Source organism: Bacteroides sp. NGMCC 1.200775, assembly GCF_040798045.1.
GTDB classification, from domain to species: Bacteria; Bacteroidota; Bacteroidia; order Bacteroidales; family Bacteroidaceae; genus Bacteroides; species Bacteroides hominis.
The window spans coordinates 170,268-184,962 of record NZ_JASCQK010000006.1; the positions used below are offsets into that span (position 1 = coordinate 170,268).

14 protein-coding genes are annotated in these 14,695 nt (G+C 32.2%); all 14 read left to right on the forward strand.

Annotated elements, in window-relative coordinates; genetic code table 11:
* Positions 1-129: 129 nt before the first annotated feature.
* Entirely contained in the window at positions 130-1,152 is a 1,023-nt protein-coding gene (pseB, locus tag QK890_RS16190) for a UDP-N-acetylglucosamine 4,6-dehydratase (inverting) (protein ID WP_250716708.1), read from the forward strand.
* On the forward strand, positions 1,149-2,312 hold the full coding sequence (gene pseC, locus QK890_RS16195) for a UDP-4-amino-4,6-dideoxy-N-acetyl-beta-L-altrosamine transaminase (RefSeq protein WP_367627459.1): 1,164 nt from the start codon (positions 1,149-1,151) through the stop codon (positions 2,310-2,312). The genes pseB and pseC overlap by 4 nt, the downstream gene beginning before the upstream one ends.
* The gene (gene pseF / locus QK890_RS16200; protein ID WP_005818701.1) at positions 2,309-3,019 is read left to right on the forward strand and encodes a pseudaminic acid cytidylyltransferase; all 711 of its coding nucleotides are present in this window, start codon (positions 2,309-2,311) and stop codon (positions 3,017-3,019) included. The genes pseC and pseF overlap by 4 nt, the downstream gene beginning before the upstream one ends.
* Positions 2,991-3,983: a PseG/SpsG family protein gene (locus tag QK890_RS16205; RefSeq protein WP_005818702.1), complete on the forward strand. Its 993-nt coding sequence runs from the start codon at positions 2,991-2,993 to the stop codon at positions 3,981-3,983. Before pseF ends, QK890_RS16205 begins: the two co-directional genes overlap by 29 nt.
* On the forward strand, positions 3,977-4,915 hold the full coding sequence (locus tag QK890_RS16210) for a hypothetical protein (protein WP_005818704.1): 939 nt from the start codon (positions 3,977-3,979) through the stop codon (positions 4,913-4,915). Before QK890_RS16205 ends, QK890_RS16210 begins: the two co-directional genes overlap by 7 nt.
* A gap of 2 nt (positions 4,916-4,917) precedes the next feature.
* Positions 4,918-6,051 (forward strand): ATP-grasp domain-containing protein, encoded by a 1,134-nt coding sequence (locus QK890_RS16215; protein ID WP_005818705.1) that lies wholly within the window; start codon positions 4,918-4,920, stop codon positions 6,049-6,051.
* A 5-nt stretch (positions 6,052-6,056) separates the two neighbouring features.
* Entirely contained in the window at positions 6,057-7,067 is a 1,011-nt protein-coding gene (gene pseI, locus QK890_RS16220) for a pseudaminic acid synthase (RefSeq protein ID WP_005818707.1), read from the forward strand.
* A gap of 4 nt (positions 7,068-7,071) precedes the next feature.
* On the forward strand, positions 7,072-8,328 hold the full coding sequence (locus QK890_RS16225; RefSeq protein ID WP_005818708.1) for an NAD(P)/FAD-dependent oxidoreductase: 1,257 nt from the start codon (positions 7,072-7,074) through the stop codon (positions 8,326-8,328).
* A complete protein-coding gene (locus QK890_RS16230; protein WP_005818710.1) occupies positions 8,312-9,568 on the forward strand; it encodes an oligosaccharide flippase family protein in 1,257 nt (418 codons plus the stop codon). The genes QK890_RS16225 and QK890_RS16230 overlap by 17 nt, the downstream gene beginning before the upstream one ends.
* 252 nt (positions 9,569-9,820) lie before the next feature.
* Complete coding sequence (locus QK890_RS16235; RefSeq protein ID WP_005818712.1) at positions 9,821-10,618, forward strand: phosphorylcholine transferase LicD; 798 nt, start codon at positions 9,821-9,823, stop codon at positions 10,616-10,618.
* A complete protein-coding gene (locus QK890_RS16240) occupies positions 10,615-11,790 on the forward strand; it encodes a glycosyltransferase family 4 protein (protein ID WP_122297023.1) in 1,176 nt (391 codons plus the stop codon). The genes QK890_RS16235 and QK890_RS16240 overlap by 4 nt, the downstream gene beginning before the upstream one ends.
* Positions 11,787-12,824: a hypothetical protein gene (locus QK890_RS16245; RefSeq protein ID WP_234058942.1), complete on the forward strand. Its 1,038-nt coding sequence runs from the start codon at positions 11,787-11,789 to the stop codon at positions 12,822-12,824. Before QK890_RS16240 ends, QK890_RS16245 begins: the two co-directional genes overlap by 4 nt.
* Positions 12,825-12,835: 11 nt before the next feature.
* The gene (locus tag QK890_RS16250; RefSeq protein ID WP_157195907.1) at positions 12,836-13,924 is read left to right on the forward strand and encodes an EpsG family protein; all 1,089 of its coding nucleotides are present in this window, start codon (positions 12,836-12,838) and stop codon (positions 13,922-13,924) included.
* A gap of 5 nt (positions 13,925-13,929) precedes the next feature.
* A complete protein-coding gene (locus QK890_RS16255) occupies positions 13,930-14,694 on the forward strand; it encodes a glycosyltransferase family A protein (protein WP_005818720.1) in 765 nt (254 codons plus the stop codon).
* The last annotated feature ends 1 nt before the right edge of the window (position 14,695 follow it).

A 14,695-nucleotide genomic window follows, 5' to 3' on the forward strand; every position in this document is an offset into this window, starting at 1 on the left:
TATGCTTTTTAATATAATGTTATTTTGCTGATATATGTCAGGTATTTAAAAATAATAATTTTTAAGCTATAGTCGTATAAAAATGTATTTAAGAATATAGGTGATTAAAAATATATATAAATGTAATATATGCTTAATAGTAAATCAGTCTTAATTACCGGTGGAACAGGTTCTTTCGGTAAGAAGTTTGTGGAAACAATCCTTCGGGATTATCCGCATGTTACAAGAATTGTCATCTATTCTCGTGATGAATTGAAGCAATTTGAACTTAAACAAAAATATCCGGAATCTAAATATCCCCAACTCCGCTTTTTTATAGGTGATGTTCGTGATGGTGAACGCTTGAAGCGTGCTTGTGAAGGTATTGACGTGATTATTCATGCAGCCGCGATCAAGCAAGTTGATACAGCGGAATATAATCCGGAAGAATGTATTAAAACGAATGTTCATGGCGCTCAGAATGTAATAAATGCAGCATTGCAAACAGGCGTTAAGCATGTTGTAGCTCTTTCTACGGATAAAGCTTGCGCTCCTATTAATCTGTACGGTGCTACTAAACTTACATCTGATAAGTTGTTTGTTTCTGCGAATAATATAAAAGGTGCAAAAGATATTAAGTTTTCAGTCGTTCGTTATGGTAATGTAATGGGTTCACGTGGTTCTGTTATTCCCTTTTTTATAAGCAAAAGAGATAATGGAGCAACAGAATTACCTATAACCGATATGAAAATGACCCGCTTTAATATTTCTCTTCAGGCCGGTGTGGATTTGGTGATGTTTGCTATCGGACATCATTTAGGCGGTGAAATATTCATTCCTAAAATCCCATCCTATCACATTGTGGATGTAGCCAAGGCTATTGCTCCCAACCTTCCTTTGGTTGAAGTTGGTATTCGTCCGGGTGAAAAACTCCATGAAGAAATGATTACGGCAACGGACGCCTTGAATACTATTGACTTAGGCCGTTATTATGCGATACTTCCCTCAGTGTCGTTTAATTATAGTAAAGAGGATTATATCCTCCATCATCATGCCGTTGCTGTTCCCGGTGATTTCCATTACAGTTCAGATAAAAACGAGGAATGGGAAACGGTGGAGAGCATGCGTGAAAATATAAAGAAATATGTGGATCCAAATTTTGAAGTCAAATGATCAGTAACCCTATTCCTTATGGTCGCCAGTGTATAACAGACGGGGATATACAGGCTGTTATTGAAACCTTGAAATCTGATTATTTGACTCAAGGGCCTAAGATTAAGGAGTTTGAGGCAGCTTTCGCAGAATATGTAGGTGCCAAATATGCTGTGGCCGTAAATAATGCTACTTCAGGTCTCCATTTATCGGCTACTGCATTGGATGTCCGTCCCGGTGATAAAGTAATTGTTACTCCCATGACTTTTGCGGCGAGTGCTAATTGTATTCGTTACTGTGGTGGTGAGGTTGTTTTCTGTGATATTGATAAGGATACTTATCTAATGGATATTCACAAACTTGAATCTTTACTTCAATTGTCTCCCAAAGGGACTTATAAGGGAATTGTTCCGGTCGATTTCGCCGGGTATCCTTTGCAGATGGAGGCTTTTCGCAGGTTAGCAGATGAGTATGGGCTCTGGATCATAGAGGATGCTTGTCACGCTCCGGGTGGATATTTTGTAGATGGTAATGGGCAGAAACAGTATTGTGGGAATGGTTCTTTTGCCGATGTTTCAGTTTTCTCATTCCATCCTGTAAAACATATTGCTACGGGGGAGGGGGGTATGGTGACTACTAATAACAAAGAGTTATATGACCGACTGTGTCTTTACCGTACGCATGGCATTACAAAAAATCCTGATTTACTTCAAGAGCATCATGGTGGTTGGTATTATGAGATGCAAGAATTAGGTTATAATTATCGGCTCACTGATTTTCAGGCGGCTTTAGGCATTTCTCAACTGAAGCGTGCTGATTCAGGTCTGGCACGTCGTCAGGAGATAGCTCAACGCTATACTGAGGCTTTTTCCCAGCTAGAAGGTATTTGTACACCTCGTGTGGATCGTGACATTTTCCACGCTTATCACCTTTATATTATCCAAGTGGCAGATCGTTTGGGATTATATAACTATTTGCATGATAATAATATCTATGCACAGGTCCATTATGCTCCTTTGCATTTGATGCCTTATTATCAGCAATTCGGAAATAAAAAGGGAAGTTTGCCTGTTGTTGAAGAATATTATGATCATTGTTTAAGTTTGCCTATGTATCCAACTTTGACAGATGAAGAACAGGAATACGTGATTCATAAAGTGATAGAATTTGTGAGAAAATGAAAAATTTGGCAATAATTCCTGCAAGGGGAGGTAGTAAACGTATTCCTCGGAAAAATATTAAGCCCTTTATGGGTAAGCCCATTATTGCTTATTCCATTGAGGCGGCATTACAGTCAGGCATATTCGATGAGGTAATGGTTTCAACAGATGATGAAGAGATAGCTGAAATGGCAAAACAATATGGGGCTAATGTTCCATTTATGCGGTCAAAAAAAAATTCTGATGACCATGCGACAATGGAAGATGTTATAGAAGAAGTGTTAAATGAATATTATTGTCAAAATAAATCTTTTGATTCATTCTGCTGCATTTTGTCTACGGCTCCATTTTTGAGATCAATGTCTTTGATTAATAGTCATATTAAATTTTTAGATGGGCAATATGACTCGTTATTTCCTGTTTTGCGTTTTACATATCCTATTCAACGTGCTTTGAGACAAATTGACGGAAAAATTGTGATGCGTGAACCTCAGTATATTCATTCTCGTTCACAAGATTTAGAACCGATGTATCATGATTCTGGACTATTTTATTGGATGACTGTTTCTAAATTTATGGAAGTGAAAGAAATATTTTGTGATAATAGTGGTATGATAGAATTATCAGATCTGGAAGTTCAAGATATTGATACATATGAGGATTGGCGGATGGCAGAAATAAAATATCAAATGTTATATCATGTTGATAACAATTTTAACAGAAGGTAGCATTGATTGGGGAATAGGGCATATTTGCCGTTGTCTGGCTTTTTATGATGCGTTTTTAAACGAGGGTTTTGATGTTCGTTTTATAATTCATGGAGATACTTCTGTAACTTCACTTCTTTCTAACAGAAATGTCGAATATATTCCCTGGCTAGAAGATATAGCACTTTTAAAAAATTACATTAAAGATGAAGTGGTATTTATGGATTCTATTCAGGCGGATCAGTCAATGGTTGATTTTCTACAGAATCATGTTTATAAATTAATTGTAATCGATGATTATCGTCGTCGATATTACCGTGATTCTATTATCATTGATTGGACTCCTAATGTTGAAAATAGCCACCGGCATAAATGGAATTCCAGTAACTTGTATTTGTTGGGGTTGCAATATTCTGTTTTGCGGAATGCTTTTAATTTAAAATCTTTTTATACGGTAAAACCTTCAGTTACATCTGTTTTTATAATAATGGGCGGAACTGATGTGCGTGGTTTAACCATTCCTATAGTTTCCTCATTATTAAATTCATATTCTACTTTACAATACAATATTGTCATTGGTTCAAGAACACATGTTGATTTGTCTTTATTAAATAACAGAAATATTCGTTTCTTTTATTCTTTAGATGCTGAGCATATGAAAACGTTAATGCTGGAATCGGATGTGGCAATTTCTGCTGGCGGACAAACTTTGTATGAATTGGCTTCAGTGGGGCTTCCTACAATAGCAATTCAGGTAGTAGATAACCAGTCGGAAGATGTTTCCGGCTTTTTAAAAAAAGGAACATTGAGCAATGCTTTTCAATGGGATGATCCCTATTTGTTTGAGCACTTAATTCAAGAATTAAGAAAACTTTTTTCTTTTGAACGCCGTAAGTTTATATCGGATACTTCTTTGTCTCTATCTGTTGGAGAAGGAATGATTTCTATTGTTCAAGTAATAAAGGAAAATTTGGGATTATGTTGATTTTAGAGAATCGAGCTACTGTTATTCTATATAACTTTTTGCGAAGTAATATAAGATCGGGTAAATTTTTGTTGCCCGCTAATGTTTGTCCGATAGTTCCGACCACTTTTCTGAAGGCCGGTTTAAGTTTTGATTTTATAGATATTGACGATACACATGCGATGGACCAACATTTGGCACTAAAGGCTATTTGTTTAGGAGGTGTAAAGGGTGTATTGTTCGTACATGCTTATGGGCATCAATATGATACCTCAAAATTTTATTGTCAGATAAAAGAATTCGATTCATCTATTGTTGTTATTGATGATAGATGTTTATGTCCACCGGAGTTTCCTAGTGAGAATCAAAACAATATTGATTTGACTCTTTATAGTACAGGATATGCAAAATATGTAGAACTGTTGTATGGGGGATTTGGCATTATGAATGACTCCTTTTCCTATAAAAGAGAGTTTTTAGCCTATGATAATTCTGACTATCAGACCCAAATGGATTGCTATAAACAATATTTGTCAGATAATAAACGATATTATTATCATGACTCCGATTGGCTGGATATTTCAGGGAGTAACTGGACTATTGAAGAGTATAGGAAAATAGTTTTAGAAAAAAAAGAGATTGTTGATTTACATAAGCGACGACTTAATGCCATTTATGATGCTGAATTGCCCAATGATATAAAATATGGTTTAAAATATTGTGATTGGAGATTTCTTGTTTGTATTCCTAATCGGGCATTAGTTCTAAAAGCATTATTTGATAATGGTTTATTTGCTGGGACAAATTTCCCATCTGTTTCTTATATGTTCAGTGGTATCCATTCTCCTATAGCAGAAGTAAAATCTATGTGTATTTTGAATTTATTTAATGATCTTCGGGTTGATACCGAGTTTGTTTTTAAATCTTGCCGTATCATAAACTCTTTAATATAACTATGAAAAAAATTTTGATATTAGGTGCTGGAAACATTCAAGTGCCAATTATTTTAAAAGCTAAGGAATTGGGTTTGTATTGTATTGTGGCAGATATGGATTCGTGTGCTCCTGGTTTTGAATTTTCCGATGAACAGCTGGCTATTAGTACTTTGGATACTGATAAACTCATGAAATATGCTGAAAATAATAATCTTGATGGAGTCTTAACAACCTCAGATTATCCTGTAAATGTCGTTGCATCAATATCTAAAAAACTACATCTATCAGCGATGCCTGAAGATGTAGCTAAAATTTGTACGAATAAATACTTGCAGCGAGAACTCTTTTTGAGAAGTGGTGTTCATACTCCTGCTTTTTATTTATGCGATCAACAAACAGATTTGTCCTTATATCAAGAATTTCCTTATGTGGTAAAACCTGTCGATTCATCAGCTAGTCGTGGGGTTCAGCGTGTAGACAGTTTGGCACAATTGAAAGATGCTTTTGATTTAGCTTTGAGCTATTCAAGAAAAGGACAGGTTCTGATTGAGGATTTTATTGATGGGCGTGAATTTAGTGTGGAAACATTTACTCAAAAAGGAAGAACTTCCATTATAGCTGTTACGGAAAAGCTAATAATAGGTGAGGATGAAGGCTTTTTTGTAGAAGATACACACATTGAACCAGCCCGTATAACTGCTGATGAATATGGAATTATTGCCGCAGAGGTTATAAAGGCTATAAATATTATAGGTTTAGATAATTGCCCGTCACATACAGAAGTAAAGTTGAATTCCGGAGGAGCTTTCATCATAGAGATTGCATGCCGTTTGGGGGGAGACTATATAACATCGGATTTAGTTCCTCTTTCGACCGGTGTAGATATGCTTGGGAATTTAGTTAAAATATCGTTGGGTGAAACGATTGATGTCACTAAAAAGAGGTCTCGCTATTCCTGTGTGCAGTTTTTGAATCCACAGAATTATACTCGTTGCGTGGAATTTATAGAATCACATGATACCCATATCAGTCGATATGATATCCGTCCTTATTCAAAAACGTTAATAAAGAGTTCTCTGGACCGTTTAGGTTACATTATTTTTAGTACGGATACTTTGGCGGAATTAGAGTCGATTTTAGATAAAATAAAATAGAAAATATGAGTAAATGTTTCATAGTGGCTGAGATGTCAGCCAATCATAATGGAAATAAGCAAGTTGCAATAGAGACTATTAAAGCTGCAAAACGTGCTGGAGCTGATGCCATTAAACTACAGACTTATACAGCAGATACTATTACGTTAGATTGTAAGAGTGAAGATTTTAAGATAAAACAAGGAACTATCTGGGACGGTGGCTATCTGTATGATCTTTATAAACAAGCTTATACTCCTTGGGAATGGCATGAAGAACTTTTTCATGTTGCCCAAGAGGAGGGACTGGTTTGTTTTTCTTCTCCGTTTGATAAAACAGCTGTTGATTTTCTCGAAGGTTTGAATAATCCTATTTATAAGATAGCATCTTTTGAAATAACAGATATACCTCTGATAGAATATGCTGCCCGAACAATGAAACCTATTGTTATTTCTACAGGGATTGCTATGCAGGAGGACATCCAACTGGCCGTGGAAACTTGTCGTGCTGTAGGTAATAATGATATCACTTTATTGAAATGTACTTCATCGTATCCGGCCCCTATAAAAGAAGCCAATTTATGTATGATCAAAGATTTATCAGAGCGTTTTGGAGTGAAGGCGGGACTGTCTGATCATACGATTGGAAGCCTATCACCAATCGTTGCAGTTTCGTATGGTGCAGTTATGCTTGAAAAGCACTTTATAATAGATGCTTCTATAGGTGGTCCTGACGCATCTTTCTCCATGGATGAAAAGCATTTTGGCCGAATGGTGGAAGATATTCGTATAGCTGAGCAGTCAATTGGTGTGGTTTCTTATGAATTGACAGACAAAATGAAATCTGGGAGGGAATTTTGTCGTTCATTATATGTTGCTGAAGACATGAAAGTGGGTGATATTATAACAGAAGAGAATGTTCGTTCTGTAAGACCCGGATATGGATTACATCCGAAGTATCTAAAAGAAATATTAGGAAAAAAAATAGGATGTGAAGTTAAAAAAGGTGCGAAATTTCAACTAAATCTCATTAATTAAAGTTATGGATATTATAATAGGTGCAGGAGTTTCAGGTATTAGTTATGCCAATTTTACCAAAAGCGAGTATATTATTCTTGAAAAAGAGAAAGAGATAGGAGGATACTGTAGAACTATTAAAAAAGATGGGTATGTTTGGGATTACTCTGGACATTTTTTCCATTTTAGAAATTCTGATATTAAATCTATAGTAACTCGTAATATCTCTCCAGAAGAATTAAATATGGTTGAGAAAAGGACACAAATATTGTATAAGGATCAATATGTTGATTTTCCTTTTCAAAAAAACATACATCAATTAGAGAAAAAAGAATTTATAGATTGCTTGTATGATCTTTTTTCTGTGAAAAAGTTAACAGAAGATGTTAAATCATTTAAGGATATGGTTTATGCTAACTTAGGTAAGAGTATTGCTGATAAATTTTTAATTCCTTATAATCAAAAATTGTATGCATGTGATTTAGATTTATTAGATAGTGGAGCTATGGGAAGATTTTTCCCAAAAGCTAGTAAAGAGGAAATTATATTGAATTTTAAAAACAGTTGTCATAATAATTCATATAATTCTTTTTTTGTTTATCCAAAAGGAGGGGCTATTGAGTATATTAATTCATTATTTAAGAATTTAAATGAAGAAAAAGTTTTTCTGTCAGAGGAGGTTCTTAGTATTGATGTATGCAAGAAGGAAGTGAAAACAAATAGACGCATGCTTAATTATGATAACTTAATTTCAACGATTCCTTTTCCTGATTTATTGCAAAAATGTAATATTAAGTATGATTCTAATATATTTACGTGGAATAAAGTCTTAGTTTTTAACTTGGGATTTGATAAGAAAGGAAGTGAAACTAAAAATAGTTGGATATATATTCCTGATTCTGATATTATTTTCTATAGAGTCGGATTTTATGATAATATTATGGGAACAGATAAAATGTCTTTATATGTAGAAATAGGATTTGCAAAAGATACTGTAAATATTAATATTGAAGCTTATTTAGAAAGAGTCTTATTTGATTTAAAAAAGAAAGGAATTGTTACTGACCAAAAATTAGTAAGTTACAATTCTGTGCTAATGGATCCTGCTTATGTACATATCAATCGTAGAAGCATAGATACCGTGAATGAGTTAAAGAAGCGGTTAGCATTAAATAATGTGTTCTCTATTGGACGTTATGGTAGTTGGACTTATTGTTCAATAGAAGATAATATAATTGAAGCTCAAGAATTAACTAGATATTTGAATGGCGAAAAGTGTTGAGTGGATAAAACCTTATAAGGGGCTTATTAGCAACTTTTCTTATTTATCTGTATTAGAAGTTTTAAAAGTTGTATTTCCATTATTGACTGTTCCATATCTTTTCAGAGTATTAGGAGTGGACATTTATGGGCTTGTTGTTTTTGCTCAATCTATAATTGCTTATCTGAGTATATTGATAAGTTTCGGACTTGAGATTAAAGCGACAAAAGACATCGCAGTTTACAGAGAGGATAAAAAGAAGCTTAGTGAGATAGTATTGACCATTACCTATTTAAAGTTCCTGCTTTTTCTATCGGTGGCTTTGATTTTTGTTATTATAGTATTCACTTCATCCTTTTTTGCATCTCATAAACTTTTGTATATATTGTCATTGTCTATTGTTTTTAATGACATAATGTTGCCGTATTGGTATTTTCAAGGAATAGAACAAATGAAATATATTACGTTGATACGTTTTACTGTTGTTTCAGTATTTACTGCATTGACATTTATAGTAATCCGTTCTCCAGAAGATTATATTTATGTTAATTTATTGCAAGGAGTTGGAGGAGTTGTAGGAGGGGGAATGATTTATTATTTAATTTTTATAAAACATTCTCTTAGTTTTTATATTCCTCCATTGGATACAGCTAAATTATATTTTAAAGAAAGTTTACCTTTTTTCTCCTCAAGGTTGGCTAGTTTAATGAATCAAACTTTGGCAAAAGTGGCTTCGGGATTTTTTTTAGGTATGGAGCAGGTTGCCGTTTATGATTTAGCATATAAAATTTGTGGTGCAGCTTGTATTCCTCTACAAACAATAAATACTGCATTATTTCCATATAATGCTAAAAAACAAAATACTTCTTTTGTGAAAAAGATGTTGTATGTTTCGATTGCTTTAGGGGTCGTTTTGATGTTAATAACTGTATTGTTTGCTGATTTTTTTGTGAAAATTTTATCTGGTAAAGAAATAATAGAAGCTGTTTATGTTACATATATTCTTTCAGGATATGTATTAATGTGTAGTATGTCACTATATTTGGGTTCTCCAGTATTAGTTGCATTTGGATACTTTAAACCTTTTAATACTAGTGTGATTTATTCTACTTTGTTGCTTATTGCTGCGTATTTAATTTTGTACTTGGGAAATATTTTTAATTTATATATGTTTTCTGCTTGCTTGGTAATTATCGAAAGTTATATTGTAATATATAGACTTTGGTATTGTGTAAAATATAGAATTATTGTTTTTAAATAATTTATTCAATATTATTTAACTATGCTGCTTTATTATTTCTATTTGTAGTGAGAATAAAATATATAAGAGAAAACTATTTTTGATTTTACTGAATAGAGGTTTTATTAAAGTTTGAATTGTATGTTTTGTTTGCTTTTCTTTGGCCTTTTGTTGTTGCAAATAAAATAATATTGTTTATAAGACATATTTGATAAATTTATAATTTTTAGTTGATAGTGATATGGATGTTTTTAAGCAATAAATTTATAAAAAATGGGAAATTTGTCTAAATATAATGAGGATGGAAGTGTATTACGTGAGATTCAACTCCATATGTTAGAGATTTTGAAAGTATTCGATAAGATATGCCAAGAGTATAAGATACCTTATTGGCTTTCGTCTGGAACTTTACTAGGGGCAGTTAGACATGGTGGCTTTATACCATGGGATGATGATATTGATGTTGAATTATTGCGTGAAGATTTATTGCGTCTTATACCAATTTTGCAAAAAGAGCTTCCTAAGTATGGTTTAATCTATCAAGACCATCATTCTGATCCTGGTTATCTTTTTACTCATACGAAAATTAGAGATTTAAAATCTCACATATGTGAACAGAATAATATTGATGTAAATTATGAATATAGAGGTTTATTTATAGACATTTTTGCCTTGGAGAAAACGACTCCTATAATTATAAAATTGGCTAATATTGCTCGATGCTATATTCGTTTGTGTGGACATAAAAATGACAAATGGGGAATAAAAAGAGCTTTTGATGATTGTTGTTATCATGTTGCGCATGGATATTATTCTATTTTACGTTTGGTGTCGAAACTGTTTAAACCTAAATACTATTATGATCAGTTAGGTAGTGGTTATATTATGAAAAGGAATCCTCAATATATTTTTCCTCTCCAGCGAATCAAATTTGAAGATATAGAATTTAATGCTCCTGCTGATTGTGATGCATTTCTGCGTGATGCATTTGGAGATTATAGGAGATTGCCACCTGAAAGTGAGAGATGTGGTCATATAATTGATGCTGATTTTATTTGTAATAAGAAATGAAAATATTAAATTTTGTTTACTTAGGCTATGCAGATGCTCCAAATGGTGCTGCTACATTTTTTCGAACGTTTATTGAAAACAGGAATAAGTTCAATAGTGAAAGATGTGTTACGAGATTTTATTGCCAGAACTTAACTCAGGTTTTTCATGATAATAATGTTAGTAATAATGGGAAAATGCGTCATAGCATCTTTTTACGTCGTTTAATTTTGTCATATAGTAGGTATAGCATAATACTGACACTCGTTGTATTTTATTTATTTATTTTACGTCATGCCCAAAGAGTTGTGTCACAAATAAAGGAAGTTGGAGAAAATGATCAATGGATTTTTAATGACCCTTTTGTTTGTTATTTTTTTCTTCAAAAATATTCATGTGTAAACAATAAAACATTGATTTTTCATAACGATGGTGACTTGACGAAAATGCTTTTTGTTAATTTCCCTAAACTCAAATGTAAGTATATAAAAAAAATAATAGAACACAAGGAAAATTTACTACTAAGGCATCTTGATAATATTGTATTACTTTCTGAGAATGCTTTAAAAGTTGCTACTAGGAAATATTCTATTTTAAATCTAAAATCAAAATACTTTGTAGTTAGTAATGGAGCGGAGTTACCCTATAAATTTAGGCAGAGAAAAGAGGATGGCAAACTAATTGGAGTATCTGTAGGAACTATTGGAATTCGTAAGGGTTTTGACTTGTTAGTTAGTGCTTGTGAAAAGCTGAATATTGATTCAAATAGAATTCATATTTATTGTATAGGCAATATTCAAGATAATAGCATTATAGAGTCATCAAAAAACTTAGATAATATCTCTTTTTTAGGTGCACTTTCACAAGAGTATATTGCCCAGGTATTAGCTGATGCAGATTTCTTTATATTATGTAGTCGTGATGAAGGAATGCCTATCTCTATTATAGAAGCTATGCAGTATAGTCTACCGATAATGGCAACCAATGTGGGAGCAATAGATCTGATGTTTGAAAATGGAAAAGAAGGAATTTTAATGTATCCAAGTGTTGAGAGTATATATGACACATTACAAAGTATTAATAATAGTAAATACTCTCTCAAAGAGATGGGAAAGGAGGCAAGAAGGCATTATGAGACTTGCTTTACAATAGAAAGTATGATTGAAAAATATAAGAAATTATTGAATGTATGAATCATTCCCTTAGACATGCGGTTATTCGCTGTAAATGGTTGTTGAAAATAATAAATGGATGCTTTAATTTTATTCATAGAAAACGTTTCAATCGAATAATAAGAGAAAGGAAAATGTTGTCATTATTTGACTATGACAAACTTGTTGTAAGTATCCCTTATAGTCCTAGTGAATTAGTAATTGATAATAATCTTTATGGAATAGCATATTGGTTAAAAAGTTATGCAGGATTAGATGTAAATAAATCATTAGATGCTTCAATTGAGCATGGTGTATTTTTTGGAAACTTAGTTCGCGAAGATGATAGATTGTATCCGGTTAAGTCGATGATAACTTTTGGTAATCGTAGAATTAAACATTTAGAGTATGGTGGAATAAATAAGAATATTATAGCTGTTGGACCATATATCCATTATGCACAATCATTACTATCTTATCAGGAGAAATCTGATTTGAAAGCCAAATTAGGACGAACCCTTCTTGTATTTCCGTCACATGGAATTATTGGTGTTACTGCGACTTTCAATAATGATGAATTTATTGAGGAAATAGAACGAGTTAGAAAGGATTTTGACACTGTTTTGATATCTTTATATTGGACTGATGTTTTGAAACCTGATTTGGTGGCTTCATATGAGGCTTTGGGCTATAAAATAGTTACTTCGGGTCATCGTTTTGATCTGAATTTCTTATCTCGTCAAAGGAGTTTTATAGAATTAGCTGATTATACAATGTCTAATAATTTAGGTACTCATGTGGGGTATTGTATACATTTAAATAAACCACATTATATCTTTCAACAAAGAGTATTTTATGATGCTAAAGATCAGAAGACACAAAAGCATTTAAGTGATGCTAGTAATCAAGATAATAACCTTACATATGAATGGGAATTGAAGGAAATATGTGAGGCTTTCAATCAATATGAAATAGATATAACAGAGAAGCAAAGAGAGATCGTTGAAGAATATTGGGGAGAATCATATATTCGTACTCCTGAAGAATTGAGAAATCTTTTGAGATATAGCAAATGACTTTCTATTATATGATTTTTTTATTTCTATTTTTATCCGTACTCTTAGGGAAAATATATAATAGAATACAATCAATCCTTTTCTTTTTGTGGATTATTTTCTTTGCAACAATAACTGCTATACGTGATGGAGTTGGAACTGATTTTGAATCATATGTAGGTATTTTTGAAATTACTCCCCAATGGGATAGTTTATTTTCTACTATGCCATTAGTCGATTGGGGCTTTTGGTATTTGAATTCTACGGTTAAGACATTTGGTGGGGATGTTGTAGTTTTATTTTTTTTTACTTCATTTATAACTACATTGTCACTCTATTTTGTATCTAAACGTATTTTACCTCAGTATACTTTAGTTGTATTGTTGATCTTTTATTCATTTTTTTTATTGAGATTTGAATTTAATACAATAAGGCATGGTATAATGGCTATGTGTACTTGGTTGGGCTTTACTTATATTCCTTCACGTAATTTTAAGTTGTTTTTTATTTATGTGTTTTTGGGAGGGTTGTTTCATGTTATAGGTTTTTTCTTCATCCCTTTTTATTGGCTTCTTAATTATAATATAAAACCTCAAAAATGTATTTTGGGTATTATTATTTCTTATTTTATCGGTTTTTATATTCCAATATTTCGATTTTTGCAAGCTGTGATACCTGTAAATAATATTATAGGAAATAAGTTGTTTTTTTATACTGAGGAGTATTATGCAACAGAAAATTCTTCCGCTGCAGGAATTACTTTGGGATTGATGGTATACACTATTTTATTTTTCATGTTACTATATTATTGGAAAAAAATAGAGAATTATACTTATGCTCTTTTATTAAGGAATTCTTTGTTTTGGGCTATATGCTTTGCTCTATTGTTTAATCAATATGGTGTTTTTGTAGAGCGGTTTACTAGTTTACTATATATAAGTATTGCATTTATTATCCCAATGATTATTCACACTTTACCTAAGGATAAACTAAATAAATTGATATTTTATTTTTTGTTCTTATTATATTGTTTTTTGTTACTTACTAAAAACTTATCATCAATAGAACCTTCAACAGGACATTTTCAATATATTCCATATCGTATAGTAAAAATAATATAAATGTAATGAGAAAAGAGATGGATTTAATTTCAATTATTACTCCTATGTATAATGGAGCAAAATATGTTAGTTATACAATAGACTCTGTTTTGGCCCAAACATATTCGAATTGGGAAATGATAATTGTTGATGATGGTTCAAAAGACAATGGAGCCGAGTTAGTCCAAACATATTCTGAGAAAGATGGACGTATTAAGTTATTTAGACAGGCAAATGGAGGGTCTTCAGTTGCTAGAAATAATGGACTGAAAAATGCAAAAGGAAGATATATTTGTTTTTTGGATTCTGATGATTTGTGGGAATCTAATTTTTTGGAGGAGCAAATCGTATTTATTAAAGCAAAACAAGCAAAAATAGTTTATGCTTCATATAAAAGGATTAATGATGTTGGGCAAGAGATATTAAAACCTTTTATTGTACCGACTCAAGTAAATTATAATAAATTACTAAGGTCCTGTTGTATTTCTTGCTTAACCGCTTTATTTGATAAAGAACAAACAGGTGACGTTTTCTTTGATGAGAAAATGGGTAGTATGCGAGATGATTATGTTTTTTGGTTGTCTATATTACGTAAAGGCGGATATGCATATGGGAATCAAAAAGTTCTTGCTTCATATAGAATTATGAATTCAAGTACAACGGGTGATAAAAAGAAAGTGATAAAACCACACTTTTTAGTTTATTATAAAGTTGAAAAATTAGGATTGTTCAAAAGCATTTATTACTTAATAAACTGGGCTTTCATCAGTTTTTTTAAATATAGAGGATAGT

What these genes read in the sequence shown, in the direction of transcription:
- pseI (WP_005818707.1), top strand. Translation starts at nt 6,057, where the DNA reads ATGAGTAAATGTTTCATAGTGGCTGAGATGTCAGCCAATCATAATGGA.
- QK890_RS16210 (WP_005818704.1), top strand. Translation starts at nt 3,977, where the DNA reads ATGTTGATTTTAGAGAATCGAGCTACTGTTATTCTATATAACTTTTTG.
- QK890_RS16235 (WP_005818712.1), top strand. Translation starts at nt 9,821, where the DNA reads ATGGGAAATTTGTCTAAATATAATGAGGATGGAAGTGTATTACGTGAG.
- QK890_RS16245 (WP_234058942.1), top strand. Translation starts at nt 11,787, where the DNA reads ATGAATCATTCCCTTAGACATGCGGTTATTCGCTGTAAATGGTTGTTG.
- QK890_RS16230 (WP_005818710.1), top strand. Translation starts at nt 8,312, where the DNA reads ATGGCGAAAAGTGTTGAGTGGATAAAACCTTATAAGGGGCTTATTAGC.
- QK890_RS16240 (WP_122297023.1), top strand. Translation starts at nt 10,615, where the DNA reads ATGAAAATATTAAATTTTGTTTACTTAGGCTATGCAGATGCTCCAAAT.
- QK890_RS16225 (WP_005818708.1), top strand. Translation starts at nt 7,072, where the DNA reads ATGGATATTATAATAGGTGCAGGAGTTTCAGGTATTAGTTATGCCAAT.
- QK890_RS16255 (WP_005818720.1), top strand. Translation starts at nt 13,930, where the DNA reads ATGAGAAAAGAGATGGATTTAATTTCAATTATTACTCCTATGTATAAT.
- pseC (WP_367627459.1), top strand. Translation starts at nt 1,149, where the DNA reads ATGATCAGTAACCCTATTCCTTATGGTCGCCAGTGTATAACAGACGGG.
- QK890_RS16205 (WP_005818702.1), top strand. Translation starts at nt 2,991, where the DNA reads ATGTTGATAACAATTTTAACAGAAGGTAGCATTGATTGGGGAATAGGG.
- QK890_RS16250 (WP_157195907.1), top strand. Translation starts at nt 12,836, where the DNA reads ATGATTTTTTTATTTCTATTTTTATCCGTACTCTTAGGGAAAATATAT.
- pseB (WP_250716708.1), top strand. Translation starts at nt 130, where the DNA reads ATGCTTAATAGTAAATCAGTCTTAATTACCGGTGGAACAGGTTCTTTC.
- QK890_RS16215 (WP_005818705.1), top strand. Translation starts at nt 4,918, where the DNA reads ATGAAAAAAATTTTGATATTAGGTGCTGGAAACATTCAAGTGCCAATT.
- pseF (WP_005818701.1), top strand. Translation starts at nt 2,309, where the DNA reads ATGAAAAATTTGGCAATAATTCCTGCAAGGGGAGGTAGTAAACGTATT.